The organism is Paraburkholderia monticola, assembly GCF_001580545.1.
GTDB classification, from domain to species: Bacteria; Pseudomonadota; Gammaproteobacteria; order Burkholderiales; family Burkholderiaceae; genus Paraburkholderia; species Paraburkholderia monticola.
The window spans coordinates 449140-472847 of sequence record NZ_LRBG01000035.1 but is presented as its reverse complement, the minus strand read 5'-3'; the positions used below and the strand labels follow the sequence as shown (position 1 = coordinate 472847).

General features: G+C 64.9%; 21 protein-coding genes and 1 pseudogene. 7 read left to right on the top strand and 15 right to left on the bottom strand.

Going from position 1 to position 23708, the window contains the following annotated elements; genetic code table 11:
• Positions 1-48: 48 nt before the first annotated feature.
• The 3 genes from CI15_RS22945 to CI15_RS22935 all read right to left on the bottom strand — a co-directional run bounded on the left by CI15_RS22945 (position 49) and on the right by CI15_RS22935 (position 7075).
• Positions 49-939, bottom strand: coding sequence for a transglutaminase family protein (locus tag CI15_RS22945; protein ID WP_062131513.1), 891 nt, complete (start codon positions 937-939; stop codon positions 49-51).
• Entirely contained in the window at positions 936-3521 is a 2586-nt protein-coding gene (locus tag CI15_RS22940) for a circularly permuted type 2 ATP-grasp protein (RefSeq protein ID WP_062131667.1), read from the bottom strand. Before CI15_RS22940 ends, CI15_RS22945 begins: the two co-directional genes overlap by 4 nt.
• A 68-nt stretch (positions 3522-3589) precedes the next feature.
• Positions 3590-7075 (bottom strand): transglutaminase family protein, encoded by a 3486-nt coding sequence (locus CI15_RS22935; protein ID WP_062131510.1) that lies wholly within the window; start codon positions 7073-7075, stop codon positions 3590-3592.
• A gap of 280 nt (positions 7076-7355) precedes the next feature.
• On the opposite strand from CI15_RS22935, the gene CI15_RS22930 reads away from it, so the two are divergent.
• The gene (locus CI15_RS22930; protein WP_062131507.1) at positions 7356-8456 is read left to right on the top strand and encodes a zinc-binding metallopeptidase family protein; all 1101 of its coding nucleotides are present in this window, start codon (positions 7356-7358) and stop codon (positions 8454-8456) included.
• A 79-nt stretch (positions 8457-8535) separates the two neighbouring features.
• Here CI15_RS22930 and CI15_RS22925 read toward each other — a convergent pair whose 3' ends face one another.
• From CI15_RS22925 to phaP, 3 genes are all read right to left on the bottom strand, one after another.
• Positions 8536-9825, bottom strand: a complete 1290-nt coding sequence (locus CI15_RS22925) for a DUF3443 domain-containing protein (RefSeq protein WP_062131505.1) — start codon at positions 9823-9825, stop codon at positions 8536-8538.
• 11 nt (positions 9826-9836) lie between these two features.
• Positions 9837-10259: a DUF2844 domain-containing protein gene (locus tag CI15_RS22920; RefSeq protein ID WP_174543259.1), complete on the bottom strand. Its 423-nt coding sequence runs from the start codon at positions 10257-10259 to the stop codon at positions 9837-9839.
• A 573-nt stretch (positions 10260-10832) separates the two neighbouring features.
• The gene (gene phaP, locus CI15_RS22915; RefSeq protein ID WP_062131496.1) at positions 10833-11258 is read right to left on the bottom strand and encodes a phasin family protein; all 426 of its coding nucleotides are present in this window, start codon (positions 11256-11258) and stop codon (positions 10833-10835) included.
• 327 nt (positions 11259-11585) lie between these two features.
• On the opposite strand from phaP, the gene CI15_RS22910 reads away from it, so the two are divergent.
• Positions 11586-12038, top strand: a complete 453-nt coding sequence (locus CI15_RS22910; protein WP_062131493.1) for a hypothetical protein — start codon at positions 11586-11588, stop codon at positions 12036-12038.
• 183 nt (positions 12039-12221) lie between these two features.
• On the opposite strand, the gene CI15_RS36645 is transcribed toward CI15_RS22910, so the two are convergent.
• Together CI15_RS36645 and CI15_RS37775 are read right to left on the bottom strand one after the other, a co-directional pair.
• The gene (locus CI15_RS36645) at positions 12222-12584 is read right to left on the bottom strand and encodes a hypothetical protein (RefSeq protein WP_153041165.1); all 363 of its coding nucleotides are present in this window, start codon (positions 12582-12584) and stop codon (positions 12222-12224) included.
• Positions 12581-12826 (bottom strand): hypothetical protein, encoded by a 246-nt coding sequence (locus tag CI15_RS37775; protein ID WP_241495898.1) that lies wholly within the window; start codon positions 12824-12826, stop codon positions 12581-12583. The genes CI15_RS36645 and CI15_RS37775 overlap by 4 nt, the downstream gene beginning before the upstream one ends.
• On the opposite strand from CI15_RS37775, the gene CI15_RS22900 reads away from it, so the two are divergent.
• Positions 12735-13475, top strand: coding sequence for a DUF4410 domain-containing protein (locus CI15_RS22900; RefSeq protein ID WP_241495895.1), 741 nt, complete (start codon positions 12735-12737; stop codon positions 13473-13475). The genes CI15_RS37775 and CI15_RS22900 overlap by 92 nt on opposite strands.
• Positions 13476-13574: 99 nt before the next feature.
• On the opposite strand, the gene CI15_RS22895 is transcribed toward CI15_RS22900, so the two are convergent.
• On the bottom strand, positions 13575-14006 hold the full coding sequence (locus CI15_RS22895; protein WP_062131486.1) for a response regulator: 432 nt from the start codon (positions 14004-14006) through the stop codon (positions 13575-13577).
• 313 nt (positions 14007-14319) lie between these two features.
• Between CI15_RS22895 and CI15_RS22890 the strand changes: the two genes are divergently transcribed.
• Complete coding sequence (locus CI15_RS22890; protein ID WP_062131483.1) at positions 14320-16530, top strand: TonB-dependent receptor; 2211 nt, start codon at positions 14320-14322, stop codon at positions 16528-16530.
• A gap of 70 nt (positions 16531-16600) precedes the next feature.
• Here CI15_RS22890 and CI15_RS22885 read toward each other — a convergent pair whose 3' ends face one another.
• The 4 genes and pseudogenes from CI15_RS22885 to CI15_RS22875 all read right to left on the bottom strand — a co-directional run bounded on the left by CI15_RS22885 (position 16601) and on the right by CI15_RS22875 (position 18295).
• On the bottom strand, positions 16601-17098 hold the full coding sequence (locus CI15_RS22885; protein ID WP_062131480.1) for a universal stress protein: 498 nt from the start codon (positions 17096-17098) through the stop codon (positions 16601-16603).
• A gap of 116 nt (positions 17099-17214) precedes the next feature.
• A pseudogene (locus tag CI15_RS37770) lies at positions 17215-17394 on the bottom strand (CBS domain-containing protein); the annotation flags it as partial.
• Between the two features lie 222 nt (positions 17395-17616).
• Entirely contained in the window at positions 17617-17958 is a 342-nt protein-coding gene (locus tag CI15_RS22880) for a hypothetical protein (RefSeq protein WP_062131477.1), read from the bottom strand.
• A 19-nt stretch (positions 17959-17977) separates the two neighbouring features.
• On the bottom strand, positions 17978-18295 hold the full coding sequence (locus tag CI15_RS22875; protein ID WP_062131474.1) for a DUF1840 domain-containing protein: 318 nt from the start codon (positions 18293-18295) through the stop codon (positions 17978-17980).
• 268 nt (positions 18296-18563) lie between these two features.
• Between CI15_RS22875 and CI15_RS22870 the strand changes: the two genes are divergently transcribed.
• The 3 genes from CI15_RS22870 (at position 18564) to CI15_RS22860 (ending at position 22065) form a co-directional block, all read left to right on the top strand.
• Complete coding sequence (locus CI15_RS22870) at positions 18564-19730, top strand: HPP family protein (protein ID WP_174543252.1); 1167 nt, start codon at positions 18564-18566, stop codon at positions 19728-19730.
• A 116-nt stretch (positions 19731-19846) separates the two neighbouring features.
• Positions 19847-20263: a MarR family winged helix-turn-helix transcriptional regulator gene (locus CI15_RS22865; RefSeq protein WP_062131468.1), complete on the top strand. Its 417-nt coding sequence runs from the start codon at positions 19847-19849 to the stop codon at positions 20261-20263.
• A gap of 2 nt (positions 20264-20265) precedes the next feature.
• Entirely contained in the window at positions 20266-22065 is a 1800-nt protein-coding gene (locus CI15_RS22860) for a chloride channel protein (RefSeq protein WP_062131465.1), read from the top strand.
• 67 nt (positions 22066-22132) lie between these two features.
• Here CI15_RS22860 and CI15_RS22855 read toward each other — a convergent pair whose 3' ends face one another.
• Both CI15_RS22855 and CI15_RS22850 read right to left on the bottom strand, forming a co-directional pair.
• Entirely contained in the window at positions 22133-22444 is a 312-nt protein-coding gene (locus tag CI15_RS22855; RefSeq protein ID WP_241495894.1) for a hypothetical protein, read from the bottom strand.
• A gap of 216 nt (positions 22445-22660) precedes the next feature.
• A complete protein-coding gene (locus CI15_RS22850; protein ID WP_062131459.1) occupies positions 22661-23563 on the bottom strand; it encodes a glutamate/aspartate ABC transporter substrate-binding protein in 903 nt (300 codons plus the stop codon).
• Between the last annotated feature and the right edge of the window lie 145 nt (positions 23564-23708).

Below are 23708 nucleotides of genomic sequence, written 5' to 3'. Positions count from 1 at the left end.
CATTATGGCCGAACTACGTCGCCTACCGGCAACGAACCGCGCCCGCCTTCACAACTCCAACACCGTCACCCCCACTTCGATCCGATGCGCGCCGCCGCCGAGTATCGTCCCGCGCAGCAACGACACGTCGCTGTAATCGCGGCCGATCGCCAGCGTCACATGATCGACGTCGGCGAGCACGTCATTGGTCGGATCGAGATCGATCCAGCCGCTGCCCGGACAATGCACCGACACCCACGCATGCGAAGCGTCGGCGCCTATCAGGCGCGGATGACCTGGCGGCGGATCGTTGCGCAGATAGCCGCTGACATAGCGCGCCGGCAAACCGAGCGAGCGCAGACAGCCGATCATCACCTGCGCGAAATCCTGACATACCCCGCTCTTCAGTTCGAACGCGCGTTCGGCCGGCGTATCGAATAGCGTCGCCGACGGCTTGTACGCGAAGTCCTCGTAGATGCGATGCATCAGATCGATCGCGCCCGCGACGAGCGGCCGCCCGGGCGTGAAGCTCGGCAACGCATAGGCGCGCAACGACGGCCGCAGCGCGATATTCGGCGACCCGAAGCAATACTCCGCCTCCGCACGGAACGCGCCGCCGACGCGAAAGCGCAGCGCCTCGGCCACGCTCTCCCAGCCGGGGGTGGCCTCGGCGTCGAGGTCGGTCCAGCGCGGCGTCAGCGCGACCGTGGTTTCGCTGACGAGCTGCAGGCGCTCGTGCGGCGAATCGAGCGCGAAGTACAGGACGTCGTTGCCGAACGCGTCGATGCGGCTATGCAGATACGATGGCTCCGGCTCGATCCGTTCGCTGCGCGAAATCACCCGCTGCCACGGACACGCGAGCGGCCGGATCGTCGCCAGATGCTGGGCGGTTTCGACATACGTCGAATAATGATAGGTAGTGCGATGCAACACCGACAGTACCGTCGACGCGTTCTTCATACCCACACCTGCGAGGCGACGGTGGTCGCGTGACTGAAATAGCGCGCGCTGATCTCATGCGCGGCCGCGTTCGCGAAGCCGCCGATCTGATCGCACAGCGCGATCAGCTTGCCGTACGAGCCATGTTCGTCGACCTCGCAAAGCGCTTCGAGCGACGGCAGCGACTCGACGGGCGGCAGCAGCTCCGCGAACGGCCGATGCCGCACGCTGCCCGCCGCGATCGCGATTTCGTCGAGCTTGTTGCGCAGCCGCTCGTACACGCCGTAAATGCCGCGCGGATTGTGCGGCTCGATCACGAGCAGGTCGAGCAGCGCGGGCACTTCGAAACGCCCCGGATACAGCGAGCGATACGTGAGCGTACTGTCGAACACCTGCAGCAGCAGATCGAAGCCGGACGGCGTCGCGAGCTGGCCGTTCGCGGCGACGCCGCTCATGAAAGCGGCCATCGTCGCGACGCGTTCGATATGACGTCCGACGAACAGCAGGCGCCACGCTTCATCGCGCGTCATGCGGTCGCCCTGCGCGCCGCTGATCGCCGAGAGCTGCACCGACAGATGCTCGAGCGCATTCGCGAGCGTCACGCGGTCGTAGCGATCGAAGACGCCGCCGCTGCCGACGCCGTTCGTACCGCCATTGCCCGCGCCCGGCAGCAACCCCTGCAACGCGTCCTGAAAGTCGTTGCGGGCCGCGAGGATCATGCGCCAATGATCGTTCGATAGACGCCCGCGCACCTCGCCGTTCGAGCGTGCCTGGCAATTCAGGTTCTGACTGATGCTGACGCTGCCCGCGTTCTCGCCGAGATTCGCGATGAGCGCGCGCTCGAACGTCCGCGGCGAGGCCGGTGCGTGCGGCGATGCCAGGTCGCCTGGCTGCACGAGGCCGCACCAGGTCGCGAGTTCGACCAACGTCGTGAACATCGCGTCGGCGTCGTTGCCTTCGAGCGAGCCGAGAATCAATCGCAGCAGCCGCACATTGTTTTCCGCGCGCTCACCGTAGCGGCCCGCCCAGAACAGGTTTTCCGCCGCGCGGCTCGACACCGTGCGATGCTTGCGCGTGAGGTCGGCGGGCTGCATCGGCGAAGGCAGCAGCGTGAACGTCGAACTCGGCTGGCTCGACAGCACCCAGGTATCGACGCTGCTGCCGCCGTGCTGCATCGATACCGTCGTTTGCCGCTCGGCGGCCATGCGCGTGAAGCCGCCCGGCATCACGTGCCAGCCGCCGTTGACATCGGCGATCGCATAGACGCGCAGCACCGACGGCCGGCCGCCGATCGTGCCCTCCTCGTAGCGCGGCGTGCAGGAAAAGCGCTGCTCCTGCTGGATCGTGAACGCGTCGGGCAATGCGTCGATGCGCTCTCGCCATGCCGCGAGCGGCTGCGTGCCCCCCTCGATATCGGGCGGCGCATCGCGTCCCGCGAGTGGCCAGGTCGGCACGATGAACGCCTCGTCGAGATGCGCGAACGCATGCTCGCGCGCGGCCTGTTCGCCGCACCACCAGGTCGGCACACCGGGCAGCAACAACGCTTCGCCGAGCAACGCTTCGGCGATACCCGGCATGAAGCCGTGCAATGCCGGCGATTCGGCGAAACCCGAGCCCGGCACGTTCGACACGATCACATTGCCCGCGCGCATCACCTGCAACAAACCCGGCACACCGATCGTCGAATCGGCGCGCAGCTCGACCGGATCGCAGAACGCATCGTCGAGACGGCGCAGCACGACGTGCACGCGTTCGAGCCCGGCCAAGGTCTTCAGATAGAGCCGGTCGCCGCGCACCGTCAGATCCTTGCCTTCGACCAGCGTGACGCCGAGATAGCGCGCGAGAAACACGTGTTCGAAAAAGGTTTCGCTGTACGGCCCCGGCGTGAGCAGCGCGATATGCGGCGACGCGTCGTTGCCTTGCTCGTCGCGCATCGTCGCCTGGGCGGCCTGCACGAGCGTCGCGATCAGTTGCGAGTAGAGCGGCGCGAGCCGGCTCACGCGCAGCGAGCGGAACGGCTCGGCGAGCAGCGTCGAGACGATCAGGCGGTTTTCGAGCGCGTAGCCGAGACCGGACGGCGCCTCGGTCCGATGCGCGAGCACGCTCCACTCGCCGCCCGGCGTGCGCGCCAGATCGAGCGCGACGACCTGCAGGTACTGACCACCCGCGGGCGTGAATCCCCTCACCGGCCGCAGATAGCCCGGATGACCGAACACCAGCGCGGGCGGCAACTGGCCATGTTCGAGCAGCGTCTGCGGTCCGTAGATATCGGCGACGATCGCGTTGAGCAGATGCGCGCGCTGCGCCACGCCGCGCTCGATATGCGCCCACTCGGCTTCGCTGATCAGGAACGGCAGCAGGTCGAGCGCCCACGGCCGCGACTTGCCGTTGTCCGCGTAGACGTTGTAGCTGATGTCGTTATCGCGGATCTGCCGCGCGATCGAAACGTGATGGTCCGCGAGGCGCGCGATGCCGTCTTCGCCGAACTGCGCGAAGAACTGCCGCCACGGTTCGCGCAGCGCCCCCGACGCGTCGCGCAACTCGTCCCAATGTCCGTCATGACCCGGCAGTAACCGCAGCAGGGACGAAGCGTCCGCGGGCATCGCGGACGCTTCGAAGGGCAAAGTCGATTGAAAGGCCAAGATCGTGTGATGTCAGTGATGCATGTTTTTCAACTGTGGCGCAGATCGAGCGTGAACGGAAACTCGAGGCTGCGCTGCGGCGCGCCCACTGCGAGCGGCCCCGGCGTATGACCCGACGCGAAGAAACGCGCGCGCCGCCGGCTTTCCGCCTCGTAGGCGTTGACCGGGAAGGTCTGGTAGTTGCGCCCGCCCGGATGAGCGACATGATACTGGCATCCGCCTAACGAGCGGCCGCTCCAGGTGTCGACGAGATCGAACGTGAGCGGCGCATGCACACCGATGGTCGGATGCAGCGCCGACGGTTGCGCCCACGCGCGAAAGCGCACGCCCGCCACGTACTCGCTGACGCGGCCGGTGGGCTGCAACGGCACCGGCACGCCGTTGACGCTCAGCACGTGACGATTGCCGTTCAGGCCCAGCGCGCGCACCTCCAGCCGCTCGACCGATGAATCGACATAGCGCACCGTGCCGCCGGGGGAGCCCTCCTCGCCCATGACGTGCCACGGTTCGAGCGCGTTGCGGATCGTCAGGTCGATGCCGCTCAGCGACATCTCGCCGACGAGCGGAAAGCGGAATTCGAAGTGCGGCGCGAACCATGCGCTGTCGAACGCGAAACCGGCTTCGCCCAGCTCGGCGAGCACGTCGTCGAAATCCATCTTCACGAAGGTGCCGAGCAGGAACCGGTCGTGCAGTTCGGTGCCCCAGCGCGTGAGGCGCTGTGTGTACGGCGTGCGCCAGAATCGCGCAACGAGAGCGCGCAGCAGCAGTTGCTGCACGAGACTCATGCGCGCGTGCGGCGGCATTTCGAAGCCGCGCAGCTCCAGCAGGCCGAGACGGCCGGTCGGGCCGTCGGGCGAATAGAGCTTGTCGATGCAGAACTCGGCGCGGTGCGTGTTGCCGGTCACGTCGATCAGGATATTGCGCAGCGCGCGGTCGATCATCCACGGCGGCAGGTTGCCGCTATCGCGGCCGCCGAGCAGATCGACCTGCCGTTGCAGTTCGGCGAACGCGAGTTCGAGTTCATAGACCTGATCATTGCGCGCTTCGTCGACGCGCGGCGCCTGGCTCGTCGGCCCGATGAACAAGCCCGAGAACAGATACGACAGCGATGGATGGTTGTGCCAGTACGCGATCAGGCTCGCCAGCAGATCGGGCCGGCGCAGGAACGGGCTGTCGGGCGGCGTCGCGCCGCCGAGCACGAAGTGATTGCCGCCGCCGGTGCCGGTGTGGCGTCCGTCGAGCATGAACTTCTCGCTGCTCAGATAGCTGTGCGAGGCCGAGTGATACAGATACTCGGTGTGATCGACGAGTTCGTCCCAGTTCGCGGCCGGATGAATGTTGACCTCGATCACGCCGGGGTCGGGCGTCACCTGCAGCACTTTCAGGCGCGCATCGCGCGGCGGCGGATAGCCTTCGAGCACGATCTGCATCTGCAGCTCGGAGGCAGTGGCCTCGACCGCGGCGAGCAGGTCGAGATAGTCGTCGAGTTCGGTCAGCGGTGGCATGAACACGTGCAGCAAGGTGCGGCCGCTGCCGAACGAATCGGCTTCGGCTTTCGGACCGGCCGCGCGTTTCGGGTCGCGCGCCTCGACGCACACCGCGGTGCGCAGCGTGTCCTTCGACGACTGCCCGCGCGCGGGCGGCGACTCGTCGTGGCGCTGCGGCGCATAGGCGAGCGCGCCGCCGTGCGGCATGCCGCTCAGCACATCGGCGGCCGACAGCGACAGCGCGGCCGCCTGCCGTGTGCGGATCTCTTCGTCGGCGATCTGCCGACCTTCGTACCCGACGTCGTACTGCACGCGCAACTGCGCGGCCGTGCGCAGCGGCTGCGGCGGCGCGAACGGATCGTGCGCGTGCTGATACGGATAGTCGGTCTTCGACACCCACGGCAGCGCATCGAGCGGCAACCGGTAGCCCATCGGCGAGTCGCCGGGAATCAGATACATGCGTTCGTCGCGGAAGAACCAGCGGCCCGTGACCCATGTCGGCGCGGTGCCTGGCACGTCGCGCTCGCGGCCGATCGGCAGCACGTAGCCGGACGGACTCGCGAGCCCCGCGTCGAACACGCGCCGCAGCCGCACGCGTTCGAGTTCGTCGTCGAGGCGCGCGTCGAACGCATCGACGTTGACTGGCAGGCGACGCTCGCGCCACAGGTAGTACCAGGTGTCTTCGTAGCCGGGCTGGATGCAATCCGCGTCGAGCGACAGCTTCGCGGCCAGATGCGCGATGAAGCGTTGCGCGTCGCCGGCCGTGTAGCGGCCAGGCTCCCGTTCGTCGGCAAACAGCGCCGGGTTGTGCCAGCACGGCTCGCCGTCGGCGCGCCAGTACAACGACATCGCCCAGCGCGGCAACTGCTCGCCCGGATACCACTTGCCCTGGCCAATATGCAGAAAGCCGTTCGCGCCGTAGCGTTCGCGCAGCCGGTCCATCAGGGCGACCGCATAGCCGCGCTTGGTGGGCCCCAGCGCGTCGGTGTTCCATTCGGCGGCGTCGCGATCGCGCACCGAGACGAAGGTCGGCTCGCCGCCCATCGTCAGTCGCACATCCATGTCGGCGAGTTCGTAATCGACCCGCTCACCCATCTTCAGCACGTCGTGCCACGCGGCTTCGCTGTACGGCTTCGTGACGCGCGGCGACTCCAGCACACGAGCGATCGACATCGCATGTTCGAACTCGACCTCGCATTCGTCGACCGCGCCCGAGATCGGCGCCGCGCTGCCGGGCTCCGGGGTGCAGGCGACCGGAATATGCCCTTCGCCCGCGAGCAGCCCCGAGGTCGGATCGAGCCCGATCCAGCCCGCGCCGGGCAGATAGACTTCGCACCACGCGTGCAGGTCGGTGAAGTCGACCTCGGTGCCGCTCGGGCCGTCGATCGATCTGAGGTCGGGCGCGAGCTGCAGCAGATAGCCCGACACGAAGCGCGCCGCGAAGCCGAGTTGCCTGAGCGTCTCGACGAGCAGCCAGCCCGAATCGCGACACGAGCCCGACGCGTTGGTCAAGGTTTCCTCGGGCGTCTGCACGCCCGGCTCCATCCGGATCAGGTAGCGGATCTCGTGTTGCAGCCGCTGGTTCAGCGCGACGAGAAAGTTCGCGGTACCGGCCGGCGTGCGGTCGATGCTCGCGACGAACGCCGCGAAGCGCGGTGTCATCGGCCGTTTCACGCAGTACGGCGCGAGTTCGGCCGCGAGCTCCGGCGCGTAGTCGAACGGAAACTGCTCGGCCGACGGTTCGAGGAAGAAATCGAACGGGTTGTAGACGGCCATTTCGGCGACCAGATCGACGGTCACCTTGAACTCGCGCGTCTGCTCGGGAAACACGAGCCGCGCCTGGTAGTTGGCGAACGCGTCCTGCTGCCAGTTGATAAAGTGCCTCGCGGGCTCGACACGCATCGAGTACGACAGGATCGGCGTACGACAGTGCGGCGCGGGCCGTAGCCGCACGACCTGAGGCGACAGCGTGACGAGCCTGTCGTAGCGGTAATGAGTAACGTGATGCAACGCGACGCGTATGGACACTCCGGACTCCTCGACGAAAGGGGCAGCCCGCCAAAAAAGCAAGCTCTATGCCGTGACTGGACAAACTCGTGTGAACCGCCTGGTATTGCCTGAATTGCGTGTGCGTTGCGTATCTTTTGCCTAGCCGAGGGTTCGCCTCGGACCGTGCACCAAAGCGGCGCAGCGCCGATGCACGATCATGACAATACTGTGCGTTAAAGCGGTGACGTCTGGCAATCGCGGCATGAAGATTGCGATCCGCTTTCGCCAACGACATCGCATTCCTCACGAGGCCCGCCCGATGAAAACCTTCCACTGCAACCGCTGCGAGCAACTCGTGTTCTACGAGAACGTCCGCTGCGAGCGCTGCGAGTCGCTGCTCGGATTTCTGCCGGAACTGCGAGAAATCAGCGCGTTCGAAGATGCCGGCGACGGCCGCTGGCGGAGCCTGCATCCCCAGGCGAACGGCGCGCTGTTCCGCCAATGCCACAACTACGCGGTCGAAAATATCTGCAACTGGATGATTCCCGCCGATTCACCCGAAACCTTGTGTCAGGCCTGCCGGCTGACCCGCACGATTCCGAATCTGAGCGAACCGGACAACCGGCTCTACTGGTATCGGCTCGAAGTCGCCAAGCGGCGTCTGCTGTACACGCTGGCCGAGCTCGGCCTCGACGCGCAATCGCTCGATGCGGACCCCGAGCGCGGCCTCGCCTTCGAATTTCTGGCCGACGGCGGCGACGGCGAGCAAGTGATGACCGGCCACGACAATGGGCTGATCACGCTGAACATCGCCGAGGCCGACGACGCGCATCGCGAGAAAGTGCGCACCGCGATGGGTGAGCCGTACCGCACGCTGCTCGGCCACTTCCGCCACGAGACGGGCCACTACTTCTTCAGCCAGTTGATCGAAAACGAGCCGCGCCGGCTCGAACCTTTTCGCAAGCTGTTCGGCGACGAGCGGGCCGACTACGGCGAAGCGCTCGCCGCCTACTATCGCAACGGCGCGCCGGCCGACTGGCAGGCCTCCTACATCAGCGCTTACGCGACGATGCATCCGTGGGAAGACTGGGCGGAGACCTGGGCGCACTATCTGCTGATCGTCGACGTGCTCGATACGTCGACGACCTACGGACTCGCCCTGCTGCCCGACGATCCGAGCGAGCCGACACTGACCGACCGCACGCCGGTCGAGGATGCGAGCTTCGGCAATCTGATGAAGCGCTGGTTTCCGCTCACCTATGCGCTGAACAGCCTGAACCGCAGTCTCGGCATGCCCGACGGCTATCCGTTCACGCTCGCCGCGCCGGTCGTCGACAAGCTGCGCTTCGTGCATCGCGTGATCGCGGCGGCGGGCGACAAGCGCGACAAGCATGGCGAGCGCGAGTCCATCGGCGCATGAAAAAGCCCGCTGCCGGACCGGGCCGCAGCGGGCTTTCATTACACCTATCATCGTGCCGCGCGCAGCTGGCTACGCCACCTCAGTACGCCACATAAGGTCCCGTGCCGCCCGGCGTCGATTTCTGCTCGATCGCCGCGTACACGTTGCGGCCGTAGAAGAACGGCAGCCCCCAGTCGAACACCGTCGACGTGACGAATGCCGGTCCCGCGAGCCCCGGCAAGGCCGAGTCCCCGCTATAGGTCTGCGCGATCGACACCGCGTTGCCGACGTTGAACGTCACCGCGCTCGTCGTGCCGTTCACGCCTTCGATCATCGCGCTCAACTGCTGCGTCGAGGTCGGGCAGTAATACGCGCCGTTCGGGCTCGCGCAGGCCGGCATCGCGCTGGTCTGAAAGAACAGTCCGGTCGAGCCGCTGTCGATGATGCTGCGCGTGTAGGTGGCGCCGTTCTGCACCGTCGTGAACGTGCCGTTCGACGGACTCACGCCGATCACCTGCGCCCCGCCGAGCGCATTGTTGCTTTGCGTGCCGATGCCGAAGACGAGTTGCCCCGACACCGATGGCGCGCCGCCCGACACGGTCGGCAGGCTCAGCATCGAGCCGTTGTTGTCGGTCGCGAAGTACGGCACCGGATTGGCGACCTGATAGGTCTCCGCAAGCGGGATCGACGCGCAGCTCGAACCGCTGCAACCGTAGTAGGTCGCGGGAATCGCCTGCGTCACGCAGTTCGCGCCGCAGTCGTGCTTGAACACGCCAATGCCGAGAATGCCGTTGGCCTGCAAGGCGCCCGGCGTATTGCGCGCTGCGCCGACGGCCGCGCAATCGCTGGGCACCGACGCATAGCCCGGATCGATCACCTGGATCGGCAGCGACGCGGCTTTCTCGCCGGCGATCTGCACATCGGCGAGCTTGACCGCGCCCCACGTATAGCCATCGAAGAACTGCATGCATTCGGCGACGAGGTTGCCCGAGCCGTCCTGCTGCTGCGGCAGGCTCACCGACGCGGGCAGTTGCGACGCGAACACGCGCACGCCCCACGAGCCGGTATCGACGAGCACGTGATCGATCGTCTGGCAGTTGCTGGTGCCGGGCGCGCAGATCGTGAGGCTGACGAACGGCATGTTCGGCACGTTGCTGATGCCCGAGTCGACCGTCACGCGCACCGCGTTCGCGGCCAGCACCTGCGGCGACGGCGAGGTGTTGGTCACGGTCGAACCCGACGAACTGTTCGGGCTGTTAGAGGTGCTCGAACTGGCGGTGCTGCTCGCACCGCCGCCACCGCCCCCGCCGCCGCACGCGCTCAGCAGCAGCGCCAACACCACGATGGGCACCCCACCCAGCAGAGTCATCCACGAAGACCTGGATCGCATGATTCGCTCCGTTATTGAATGACGCTGACGTCGACGCCCGCGGGCACCGCCTGCGGCAGATACGCGTAGCCGGTGAAAGCGCGCAGATGGCCGCTCGAGAACACCACGAGGTCACTGTTCGACACGGCGAGCGGCACGCCGCGCCGCGCCGCGCTGGCGGCGATGTAGGTGTCGAAGGACGCGCCGAGCATGGCCTTCAGATCGGGCAGCGTCGGGCCATCCCATGCGACACCGAACACGATGCCGTTGGCCGCCACGTACTCGCGCACCTCGGTCCCGGACGGCAGCGTCAGCGCGTGCACCGAATACGCGCGTTGTGCGCTGGCCGCGCGCGCCACCGCGTGCAATCGCGTCTGATCGCTGTCGACGGTGCTGGCGCTCTGGCCGAGTGTCGCGTGCGCGGCGAACGGCAACGCGCAGCTTGCCCCGAGCATCGCGCAGGCAATGCGGGTGAAAAGCGTCGGTTTCAAGAGACTTCCTTCGAGGTGAAACGCCCGCGACCTGCATGAAGCCGATCACAAACGCGAAACTAGGGGCGCACACCTGACCGGCCAGGGCGGGTTGCCTTCACGCCGGTTCGGCTGCGTGAATGCGTCTACGGAAGGGCGGGGCGAAACTTTAGTCAGTGGAATGGCGAGCGGCAATCGTTTGCGGCGCGATTTAAACCTTTGCGGATTCGTCGGTCGTGCGATTCCGTTCGCTCAGCGCGGACAAAGTCTTTTAGGGACAATGCTTTGACGCCTATTTCGTTTCCGTATGACGTTTAGTGCGACAAGACTGAGGCAATCGCCTGCTCGATCGATAAAAGTCGCGAACGCGGGCCGTGTTTTTTCGCTGATGTAAGCGTTTTCTGAATACGGGCGCACCCAGGGCACATTCCTCTGACCACATGCGTCTTGCGACGCAAAACGCGAAGCGCAAAAAAAACGCGGAGGGCCTGGGCGGCCCTCCGCGTTATCGATCGCTCGAGACGTGCGAAAACGTGCGAAGAAGTGCGAAGAAGTGCGTTACTTCTTCTGCTGCTGAAGCACCGACTTCAGCTCCTGCACGTTCTCCTCGACGCGCTTCGCAATGACCGCGTACGACTCCGCTTGCGTCTGATACGCGGCTTGCGCGAGTTGCTGCATGTCGGCGAGCGACTTGTGCAGGCTCTGTTGGATCAGCTCGGCGGTTTTGCTCGACGGCGCGGCGCCGGCCGCCGTGAGCTGCGTCGTCAGCGACTGTAGCTCGCCCAGCGTGGCGCGCAGCATGTCGGCCTGTTTCTGCGCGAGCGACTGCATCCCCTGGAAAGCGGTCTGATTCGCCTGAACCAGCGCTTCCATGTCCTTGCGGCGCGCTTCCATGATGGCGGGCACGTCGAAGCCGGGGAGCTTGAACTGCTCCAGCATTTTGGTGAGATCGCCAAACGGATTGGCGGCTTCAGGTCGGTCCATGCGAAATCCTCCTTGCGGTTGAAGACTCGTCGCCATTACGCCGCCCACGTGAGGCGCGACGCCGATGCCGGCGGCGGCGTGTGCCGCGCGTGCCGCCACGGCGAGGTGGTTTTGGGGTCGCACGGCACATCGCAGCAATCATGCGCTATCCGGCCGCATTGCGCCAGCGGACTCACCCTGACGCGAAAGGCCCGCGCTGACGTGTACCGCGAAAGGCCGGGAAAGTTACTGAATGGTTTTCGTAACCCGACGGATCGGGCTGTCGCCTATCGTTGCGAGGAGCCGGACCATCGTGGCGCCGGCGCTGTTTTCGATGGGAGCGACATCATGAAAAAAGCATTCTTCAGCGCGGCCCTCGCCGCCGTTCTCGGCATCGTCACGACGGCCGCGCTCGCCGACGATGGCGTGCCGCCGGCCCCGCCCGCCGCTCAGCACGGCGACGGCCCGCGCGGCGAAGGCCCGCGCGGGCATGACCCGATGATGGCCCACCCGACCCCCGCGTTCGCGGTGATCAACGACCTGGAGCAGTTGCGTCGTCTGTATGCGCTGAACGGCCATGCGGGCGAAATCGTCGCGGTCTACCACGACGTGTTGAACAAGACCCAGGACCCGATGCTGCGTCACTACGTGTACGACTCGCTGGCACGCGAGCAACTGAAGCCCGCCAATCCCGAGCAGGCGATCGCGACACTGCGCACGAGTCTCGCCGAGGATCTCGCGGCGGCGAACAAGGCGCCGCGCGACATGCCGCCGGGCCAGCCGCCAGCGCAGCCGCAATAGTTTTTGCAATCGCGATTTGCGAATGGAGCGCCCCGCCACGCGGCGCTCTTTTTTTGCGCGGGAGCAAGCGATCGCAGCCCCTCGCCTGCCCTGGAAGCGTTCCCGCAGCCCCGTCCCGCGCGGCTCTCCGGGACTTCGTGGGCTGTCCCACATTGGCGCTTCACTGACACTTTTCATCTTCCGTCAGGTGATTACGATAGGGGCTTCGCCACGTAACCTCATCTCGCCCAGGGTGATCGAATGCGCTATCCGCTGGACATGGCCATTGCCGCCGCCCTGCTCGTATTCGTCCTCGTCTGCATCGTCAAGCTCGCTTTGAATTGAGCGGCTGCCCGACGTTCGCGTCCACTGTTTCGTCTCGCTTTCCCCTGTTTGGTGTCGCGCTTCGTCGCGCATAGCGCCGCGCGCACCCGCGCTGTGCGCCTTCATTTCCCCGTGACATCGCTCGAAATAATTGTTGAATGGAGTTCGACGGCCGACTCTCCCATACTTCGTTCGCTGCCGGTGCGTGACGAAACACAGACGCATGAGATCGAAAGGCTTCACGTGCGAATCCGTTCGCCGATGATCGACGATCCCTCGGTTGCCCGATCATCGGCGATGGACTCGAACAGACTGGCACCGCGTGCCGACGACAGGATCATCATGTTGACTTCAGTGAACTTCATCAAAAAGAACGCCGCCCGTTTCACCTGCATGGCACTCGTATGTGGCAGCGCGCTGCTGAGCGGCTGTGCCGGCGCCACCGTCACGAATCTGAGCGCGACGAACCCGTCCGTGAGCGCCAACGCCGGCACGCAATCGACGGTGCATCCGGACACGATCTACGTGTACACGTTCGATGCCGATCCGCAGCAGGTCAAGCTCGACCACGGCGGCATGCTGCAGAAGCTGAAGACGCAGATGTCGGGTTCGACGGACGAGCAGAAACAGGTTGCCGACGCCGCCCAGGTGCGCGAGCAGGTCGCCGACGAGATCGTTCATCAACTGCAGGCCATGGGTCTGCACGCGGTGCGCACCGACGCGCCGGTGCCCGCCGACCAGAACGTGCTGCTCGTGCAAGGCAGCTTCGACACGATCGATGCCGGCAATCGCCGTCGTCGCACGCTGATCGGCCTGGGCGCGGGCAAGAGCGACGTGAGCAGCACGGTGCAGATCGTCTACCAGCCCGCGGGCGGCGCGCCGCGTGTCGTACAGAGCTTCACGGCCAACGCGGACAGCGGCAAGATGCCGGGCATGGTCGAAACCGCCGGGGTCGGCGCGGCGGCCGGCACCGCCGCGACCGCGGCCGCGGCCGGCGCGGGCTTGCACGGTGTAACTGAAACGAAGCGTGCGAGCGTATCGGACGATGCGAAGCGCCTCGGCGATGCGGTCGCGAAACAGATCGCACGGATTGGCGTCGAAGCCGGCTGGATGCAGGTGGCCCAGAAGAGCTGAGCGGTCGAGCGCGGCGGGCCAGGAGCCCGGCTAAAGAGCGCGGCGGCGTGGAGCAGTCTCCACGCCGCCGCGTTTTTTTGTCGACGCGAGCGCGCTACGCTAGCCGCGCCACAGCCGTCGCAGCAGTGCCAGCAGCGTGGCCGGTGCCGTGCCCTTCTGGCAGTAGCCATCGAAATTATGGCGCTCGCGGCCGGTTTCCCTGACGTGGTCTTCATCGAGCGACGTGAACGCAACGATGCCCAGGCTGTGCGTCGGCAGATAGCGGCGCAGCGCGCTCGCGGTTTCGTAGCCGTCGCGCTCCGGCATCATGATGTCGAGCACGACGACGTCGGGCACCCAGTTGCGCACGCAGCGCAGCGCCGCCGCGCAGCCGGTCGCCGCGCGCGCCTCGACGCCCTCGTAGGAAAGCCAGGTGGCGAGCGCTTCGGCCGCGTTCTCGTTGTCGTCGACGACCAGAACGCGCGGCACGTCGTGTAATAGCTGGACCTCTCGGGCGCTCCATCTCTGGCAGGTAGTCGGATTTCGTGGCATGTAGGGCGGCCTGCGGATAAACCTTTTGCGAGGTAGCAAGCGCTGTACCCCGGCTGCGGTGCCGCATATTCCGCGCATCCAGACGGTCTGACACCATCAAAAACACCCGCTTTTGCCATCTGTTCTATTAATTGTTGCAATTCTACAATAGGAATGATTCCTATTTGCACTATAATTCCGCCGAACCTTTCGTTCCGCGTCCGGATCGCTTACATAAGAAACAGCGGCCGCACGCGCAACCAAGAAAATGCCGCCCGGATTCCAATCAGCGCCCCGGGACGGAAGATCGACGACCACGCCTATTTGCCAATTCATGTCCGTTTCACCCTGGAATCGCCCGCAGTCCATCCCTGCCCAAGCCACTCTGCATCGCGCCACCATCCTCGCCGCCATCGCCGTCGCTTTTAGTGTCCCGGCCGGCGCGTTCGCCCAATCCACCGATCCGGCTCCCGCCGCCGACAACACGCTGCCGACCGTCAAAGTGCAGGCGAGCGCCGTCGACGAGCTGCCCGGCGATCTGTCGCCGACTTACGCGGGCGGCCAGGTCGCGCGCGGCGCCGACTACGGCGTGCTCGGCAAGCAGCGCAACATCGACATGCCGTTCAGCATGACCACTTACACGGCCAAGCTGATCAAGGATCAGCAGGCGCGCACGCTCGCGGACGTGGTCGAAAACGACCCGTCGGTGCGCACTGCGTACGGCTACGGCAACTTCTCGGAAGTGTTCGTGATTCGCGGCTTCCAGCTCAATGCCGACGACATCTCGATCAACGGTCTGTACGGCGTGACGCCGCGCCAGCTGGTCTCGACCGCGGCGGTCGAACGGGTCGACGTCTTCAAGGGCGCGAACGCGTTCCTGAACGGCGCATCGCCGACGGGTTCGGCGATCGGCGGCGGCGTGAACGTGCAACTGAAGCGGGCCGAGGACACACCCACGAACAACGTCACGCTCGAAACCAGCGGCTCCGGCGAGTTCGGCGCGCACGTCGACGTTGGCCGGCGCTTCGGCAGCGAAGGCCAGTTCGGGATTCGCGTGAACCAGGCGAATCGCGACGGCGAGACCAGCATCGACGGCGAACACCGCCGCGACAACACCACCGCGGTCGCGCTCGACTGGCGCGGCGACAAACTGCGTCTGTCCGGCGACTTCCTGTATCAGCGCGAGCACGTCAGCGACGGCCGCCCGGTCGTCTACTTCACCGACGCGATTCCCGCCGTGCCGCCGGCAACCTACAACTACTCGCAGAACTGGTCGTACACGAACCTCGAAGATACCGTCGGCATCCTGAAGGCCGAATACGATTTCCTGCCGGGCTGGACCGCTTATGCGACCGGCGGTGTGCGTCGCACGGTCGAGCAGGGCGAATACTACTCGCCGACCTATTCGTCGACCGCCGTCACCGGCGCCCGTCTCGGCGTGCCGTACAACCAGAACTCGACCTCCGCCGAAGTCGGCGTGCGCGGCCGCTTCGACACCGGCCCGGTGTCGCACATGGTCGCCATGGGCGGCGCCATCACGAGCGAGAACACCAACTCCGCGTGGACCTACGCCTACATGGGCGACGTCTCGCTCTACAACACGGTCCAGACGCCGTACCCGCCGACGACGCTATCGGGCGGCAATCTGGCCGATCCGGGCATGACGGCCACGACGGTGATCCGCAGCGTGTCCGCGTCCGACACGCTCGGCTTCCTGCACGACCGCGTGCTGTTCACGGTCGGCGCGCGACGTCAGCAGATCGCGACGGCCAACTACGACAACACGGGCATCGGCAGCGGCAACTACAGCGACGGCATTACGACGCCGCTGTTCGGCCTCGTGCTGCGGCCGACGCAGAACGTCTCGATCTTCGCGAACCGCAGCGAAGCGCTGGCCGCCGGCAGCATCGCGCCGGCCGGCACGCTCAACTACGGTCAGCAACTGGCGCCGATGCGCACCAAACAGTGGGAAGTGGGCGTCAAGTACGACACGGCAAGACTCGGCGCGTCGTTTGCGGCATTCCAGATCGAACAACCGTCGGCGTACACCGACCCGACCACGCATATCTATGGCCTGAACGGCAACGAACGCCATCGCGGCCTCGAAGCCGAAGTGCACGGCGAGCCACTCAAAGGCCTGCGTCTGCTCGCCGGCGCTTCGCTGATGAACGCGACGCTCGAGAATACCCAAGGCGGAACCTTCGACGGCAACCGTCCGGTTGGCGTCCCGACCTTCCTGTTCAACCTGGGTGCCGATTACGACATTCCGCAGGTGCCGGGGCTCGCGGTCAACGCACGCTGGATCCACACCGGCGCGCAGGAAGCGAACCAGGCCAACACGCTGTCGATCCCGTCGTGGAACCGCTTCGACCTGGGGGCGCGCTACGAGACGTCCATCTATGGCAAGAGGACGACGTTCCGCGCCACCGTGGAAAACGTGACGAACAAGGCTTACTGGTCGGCCGTGTCGGCCTATGGTGCGACGACGTACCTGACTCAGGGCGCGCCGCGTACGTTCCTGCTGTCGGTCAGCACGGACTTCTAATGCTCCGACGTGACGTGGTCGCCCGTGCCGGGCGATTCGCCTACCGCACCAACGCATCACAACTCAACGCTCATGATTGTTCGGCGGACTGCGCGGTTTCGCCCGTGCCCGCGACCGCGGCCGGCGCTTCGACCGCCGCGCCCATCGTCACGAGGACGCTGCAGGTGACGCGATCGAGCAGCAGTCCGTCATGGCGGCCGCTCCACCAGCGCGCGAGTCCATGACTGCGACGATGCCCGACGACGACCAGATCGACATTCAGATGGTTGGCGAAAAACGGAATCTCATCGAGCGGTTCGCCGATTGCGAGGTGACCTGTCGCGCGAATGCCGCGTGCGGCGAGTTTCTGCAAGCCTTCGTCGAGCACCGCTTTGGCGGATTCGTTGATGAAGTCGAGCGGTACCGCGGACGTGATGTCCGCGCCCTGCATCCAGGCCGTATTGTTGAGCACGGAGAGCAGGTGCACTTCCGCGGTCAGATCCTGTGCGAGAGCGGCACCGTCCTTCAACGCGTGTTGTCCTTCGCGTGTTCCGTCGTAGCAGAGAAGAATGCGCCTGAAGCCCGACATGAGAACCTCCTTGGGTTGCGTGCGCCGCACATCGTCAATTGATTATATGTCAATTTGTGATATATACCGGGCACACTCATGCATGCAAATACCTACAGAAACGCCGGATTAAGGCTCTATTCGCGAGGTTCGGTGGCAACGGAATCGCGGCCGTGAAATAGCGAAAAACGGCGGAATCGTTCTCGCTCGCGTTCCTCGTTGAAGATGGACAGCGAAGGTTTGACGAGATCGTGGCGCGACACGATGCCGACCAGCCGATAACCGGTTGCATCGGCGACGACCGGCACGCGATCGACAACGTCCGAAAGAAGAACACGTTGGTGAAAAAGCGGATCAGGTGAAGCAGGAAGTCCGCGGCAAACGTGCTGAGCCTGCCGACCACGGCGGCAATCGTCGTGATACGCAGCAGGCGGGTATCGGTGGCAAAGTCGCCTTTTGACGCGTTGGTCTGCACTGCTGCTCCTCGCGGTCGGGTGAAGATAGGGGATTCGTGTGTTGCGTCGGCCCGGAACGCCGCGCTACGACTCCGGCCACAGGAAGAAAACATGAGCAGCGTTCGTCGTGTGATCGACCGGCAACCGGTAGCCGTGCGATCGCGCGCTCCATTTTTCGTGCGGCGAACCGTTCGGCCATTTCACGAGCACCACGGCTCCGCTGGATAACTGGTCGACAACGGTGCCGCCATACACACCGATCACGCTGCCTGGCACCCCTTCATCGCACGCTGCGGCCGACGGGCCGCGCATCGGCGGCGGGTATCGGCCGGTCTCCTGCGCAGGTGGCAAAGCATAGGCAAACGGAACGGCGCAAACCGAAATCAGCAGGATTGCGAAACGTCGCCGCGCAGCACATGGTTTCATCGTCGACTCCTTCGACGAACTACAGCCCCCAGATGATGTCCGCGTTCGAGGCGTGTGCCGCGCGCATCATGTCGAGAAACGGCCACGCTCGCTGCGACAGCCGGTTGGGCGAATCGCGCTGATTGCTGCTCGAGCAGTGCAACGCTTCGAGCGTCATTTCCGCAGTCGCGTCTTCGGTGATGGCGGTTTCGAGCCGATCGATCGCGCGCGGCAGTTCATCGTGACTGATGACGCCGCGTTCGCCGAGCCGCTTACCGATCAGGCCAAGCAGATACTGCGCGAGATCCCGGAGCATGACGACATCGGGCGACGCCGTCGATTGAAATGTGATCATCATAATGGCTCCCTATCTACCAATCCATCTGCCATCATTTTATATCACAACATGATAAAACGAGCGCGCGCAGGACGATCCGGGCCCCTGCTGGACGACGTCATCCGCGCTCCCGACTGTCTGCGATAGACCACGGTTTTCCAGCGCCGCGAAACGGGTCGGGAGTTTTTTATATCACATTGAAATATAATCATGACCAGGCTGTATTCGCGTTGCCAGGGTTTCCCCGGTAATGTCGGGCCCGGCATTTTCGACTACTTCCGCTCCTATCTTGTCCCGCACCTCTGTTCCCGGCCGGCTTGCCAGCTTTCTCCCCGCACCGGTCACCGTGAAATGGCACGAGCGTGCGCGTTCATGCCTCGGCGCGCTGCTCGGCATCGCGTTCACCGGTGGTCTGATGTTTCTGCTGCTCGGTTCCACCGCGAGCATTCCGCTGCTCGTCGCGCCGATGGGCGCGTCGGCCGTGCTGCTGTTCGCGGTGCCCGCGAGCCCGCTTGCGCAGCCTTGGTCGATCATCGGCGGCAACCTCGTGTCCGCGACGATCGGCGTGACCTGTGCGATGCTGATCGGCGATCCGACGCTCGCGGCCGCGCTCGCGGTGTCGCTGTCGATTTGCGGCATGTTCGCGCTGCGCTGCGTGCACCCGCCGTCGGGTGCAGTCGCGTTGACCGCGGTGCTGGGCGGGCCAGTCATTCATGCGCTCGGCTACCGCTTCGTGCTCGAACCGATCGCGATCCAGTCGGCCGCGCTGCTGTTCGCGGCGCTCGTCTATCACGCGGCGACCGGCCACCGCTACCCTCACGCGGGCCGTCAGGACCGCGCGACGCCGAGCCAGGCCGCTGACGAAGCCGCCCGCGTCGGCTTCACGCGCGACGACGTCAAGGCCGTGCTCGAACGCCGCGACGAAATGCTCGACATCGACACCGACGACCTCTATTCGCTGCTGCGCGAAACGCAGCTTCAGGCTTTTTCGCGCAGCTTCAACGAATTGCGCTGCGAAGACGTGATGTCGCGCCACGTCGTGTCAGTCTCGGCGGGCACGCGCGCCGCCGCCGCATGGGAGCTGTTCAAGCGCCACAACGTCAAGGCGCTGCCGGTCGTCGACTCGAAACAGAAATTGCTCGGCATCGTCACGCGCGCCGATTTCGTCGACCGGAAAAGCTTTGGCGTGCTCGGGCCGATCCTGAACTACTTCGACGGCTGGCTGCGCGGCGATGCGCTTCGTACCCCGAACGTCGGCAGCGTGATGACCACCGACGTCTGCACCGTCGCCGCAACCGCGCCGATCACGGAACTCGTGCCGATGTTCGCGAACTTCGGCCATCACCACGTACCGGTGCTCGATCACGCGGGGCGCGTGGTCGGCATGATCACGCAGGTCGACCTGATCTCCGGCCTGTATCGACAGACCGCCACCCGAGCCCGCGAGGCGGCCTGAACGTCAGCTAAAAGACCGAGGAGACCTGGCGCGCGCTGCCGTTGCGAGGGCCGCAATTCACCCACATACATCATGTCGTGATATATTTTGCATTTCTTCAGATCGGCGGATAACCCATGAAAGTACGGACTCGCAAGCTCCACAAGAGCGATTTCGAGCAGTTGTCGGAGTTTCGCTACCAGATGCGGCGTTTCGAGCGCTTCTCCGAGCAGGCCGCGCAAAACGAGGGCATCACGCCGCTGCAATACCTGTTGTTGCTGCACATCAAGGGCTATCCGGAGCGCGACTGGGCCACCGTCGGCGAACTCGCGGAGCGTCTGCAGGCGCAGCATCACGGCGTCGTCGCCCTGGTATCGCGCTGCGAGGCACTGAATCTGGTGCGCCGCCAGATCAGCGAGACCGATCGCCGCCAGGTTGAAGTACACATTGAAACAGCGGGAGAACGGGTACTCGAGCGGCTCGCGGAACTGCATCGCGCCGAATTGAGATCGCTCGAAGGCTCCTTCCGGATTCCACAGATCGACCTCGACTAACCATGAGCATGGATACCCACAAACGCGACTTCGCGGCGAATGCACGGCTACCCGGCATTTTCGCGCTGGCCGCGTGCATCGGCTTCGTCAGCACGATTGCCGCTTTCGTTCTGCTGAACCTGATCCGCCTTTTCACCAATCTGTTTTTCTTCGGCACGCTGTCGTTCGTCGAGCGCTCGCCCGCCACCAACACGCTCGGCCTGTGGGTGATCGGCGTGCCGGTGCTCGGCGGTTTGATCGTCGGCCTGATGGCCCGCTTCGGCTCCGAGAAGATTCGCGGCCACGGTATTCCCGAGGCGATCGAAGCGATCCTGTTCGGCAAGAGCAAGATGTCGCCGAAAGTGGCGGTGCTCAAGCCGTTGTCGTCGGGCATCGTGATCGGCAGCGGCGGCCCGTTCGGCGCGGAAGGACCGATCATCATGACCGGCGGCGCGCTCGGCTCGCTGATCGCGCAGTGCGTGAAGGTCACGTCGGCGGAGCGCAAGACGCTGCTCGTGGCTGGCGCCGCGGCCGGCATGACCGCGGTGTTCGGCACGCCGGTCGCGGCGGTGCTGCTCGCGGTCGAACTGCTGCTGTTCGAATGGCGGCCACGCAGCTTCCTGCCGGTCGCGGTGGCCTGTGCGGTCGCCGGCTTCGCCCGCGCGATCTTCTTCGGTACCGGTCCGCTGTTTCCGCTGCAGACCGCCGTGCCGGATGGCTGGTCGCTGCTGTCGTGCGTGGTCGCGGGCGTGTTGTCGGGCGCCCTGGCGTCAGGCCTGTCCGCCGCGCTCTACAAGGTGGAAGACCTGTTCGGCAAACTGCCGATCCACTGGATGTGGTGGCCTGCGCTCGGCGGCATCGTCGTCGGCATTGGCGGCTGGCTCGAACCGCGCGCGCTCGGCGTCGGTTACGACGTGATCGGCGATCTGCTGCATCAGCACATCGCGGTGCAAGTCGCGCTTCTGCTGCTCGCCGTGAAGGCGGTGATGTGGGTCATCGCGCTCGGCTCGGGCACCTCGGGTGGTGTGCTCGCGCCGCTGTTGATGCTCGGCGCCGGCCTCGGCACGGTGCTCGCGCACTGGCTGCCGGGCAGCGAGCCGGCGCTGTGGCCGCTCGTCTGCATGGCCGCGACGCTCGGCGCCACGCTCGGCGCGCCGCTCACGACCATCGTGTTCGCGTTCGGCCTCACGCACGATGCCAACGCGCTGCTGCCGCTGCTGACCGCGACATTGATCGCGCACGGCTTCTCCACGATCGTGATGCGGCGCTCGATCATGACCGAGAAAATCGCGCGCCGGGGTTATCACATCTATCGCGAGTACGGCGTCGATCCGCTCGAGCGTCACTATGTCGACGAAGTGATGACCGCCTCGGTCGAGTCGGTCGATGCGGCCACGACGGTCGGCGCAACGCTGCAGAGCCTGTTCGGCGCTAACCAGCTGCGTCGCGCGTATCCGGTGGTGCACGACAGCGCGGTGATCGGCGTGGCCGAGCGCATGGTGCTCGAACGCTTCTGTGCAGAAGACTCGGAGCGCAAGCGCGCAATGACGCTCGCCGACGTGTTCGCGCAGCACAACACCGCCTTTGCGTTGCCATCCGAAACATGCCGGCTCGTAGCGACACGGCTCGCGGTGCTCGGTCTCGAACGACTGCCTGTAGTCGCCGATAGCAACAGCATGCGCCTCGTCGGTATCGTGTCGCGCAGCGATCTGGTCAAGCCGTCGCTTGCTCACTTCGAGGAAGAACATAAGCGGGAGCGCTTCCGTCGCATCGGGCCGTCGCTAGGCAAGCGGCGTTTCGCGCCGGTTCGTAGAACCGGCTAAAAAACGCTCGCGAAAAGTAAAAGGCCGAGGCCCGTTAGGGACTCGGCCTTTGTGTTTGCGTGGCAGATTATTTGCCCGCACCGCGCGACTCGACGCAACCGAGCACGAGCGTATCGCCCGATTTCGCACCGGGACTCAGCGCCGCAGTGTGAAAGTCCGCGTGGTCGCAATGCCATTCGGCGTGGAAGTTGCTCGCGCACGCCATCGTCGTGCCGCCTTTGTGCAGGCCGGGCATCGCGTAATTGCACGTCTCCCGTCCATTGCAATGACGCGCGAGTTCGCGAGTCAGATTGCCGTGCGGCGCACCGCAATTCTCGCCATAGGTGCCTGAGACGATCGTGATCGCGCGCATCTCCGCGGCACTGTTGGCTGACGCCATGAAAATGCCGGCCACCACGAGCGCGCAGCGAATAATTCCACTGAAGAAAACCCGGTGGTCTCGCGAAGGTTCTATCGGCTTCATCACTTTGCACCTCCGTTCCCGATACACGGCGACGCGCTCAACTGAAACGCGCCGCTTCTACCAGGTATAGAGCAAAGAACCAAGGACCGCTATACCAACACCAATCTCCGCACCTGAGCGCGAAACAAGCGGTTATTCAAGCGCCTTGTCGTTCGGCTGCGCGTATAGCTGCTTCAGCGAATCACTCATCGGAAAGTCGAAGCTGATGTTCTTCGGCGGCACCGGCTTGATGAACCAGCGGTCGTACATGGTGTGAATTTCCGGTCCTTTCATCGTCTGTTCAAGCGTGTCGTCGACGAGCTTTCTGAACTCGGGATCGTCGCGGCGCATCATGAAGCCATACGCTTCCGACGATTGCGGCGTGCCCGTGATGATCCAGTCCGAAGGCTTCGCGGTCAGCGTGCGGGTGCCGGCCAGCAACACGTCGTCCATCATGTACGCGACGGCACGGCCGCTTTCGAGCGTGAGGCGCCCTTCGCCGTAATCCTTCGCGCTGATGATCTGCATATTCATCTTCCTGTCTTCGTTCATCTTGCGAAGAATCCGCTCGGAAGTCGTGCCCTGATTCGTCACGACGGTCTTGCCAGCGAGATCTGGGAAGTCCTTGATGCCCGAATCCTTGCGCGTCAGAAGACGCGTCGTCGCGACGAAGAACGTGTCGGCAAACGTCACCTGAGCCTGACGCGCCGCAAGATTGGTGGTCACGCCGCATTCGAGATCGACGGTGCCGTTCTGCACGAGCGGGATGCGATTCTGCGACGTGACGGGAATGAAGCGCACCTTGAGGTCCGGACGCTTCGTTTTCACCTTCACCGCATCGATGACCTTGTTGCACAGATCCTGCGAAAAGCCGACCACCTGGTTGTTTGTATCGACGTACGAGAACGGAACGGAAGTCTCGCGATGGCCGATTGCGATCACGCCGCTTTGCTGGATTTTCGCGAGGGTGGACGTCGTGTCCTGCGCGAACGCGCCCGGACTTGCCGACGCTGCCGCCACGAGCAGGGCAGCCGTGGACCAATTCATCAATTTCATGAGTATCTCCGATCGTGCGGCGGGTTCCTGATGGGTGGCACGCTGCTGTGCCGTTCGTCTACATATGTTGCCACACAAAAAATAATTGCAACATATGTTAACCACCGAGTGTCGGATCGCCGCGATCCAGATCATCGACGGCGCG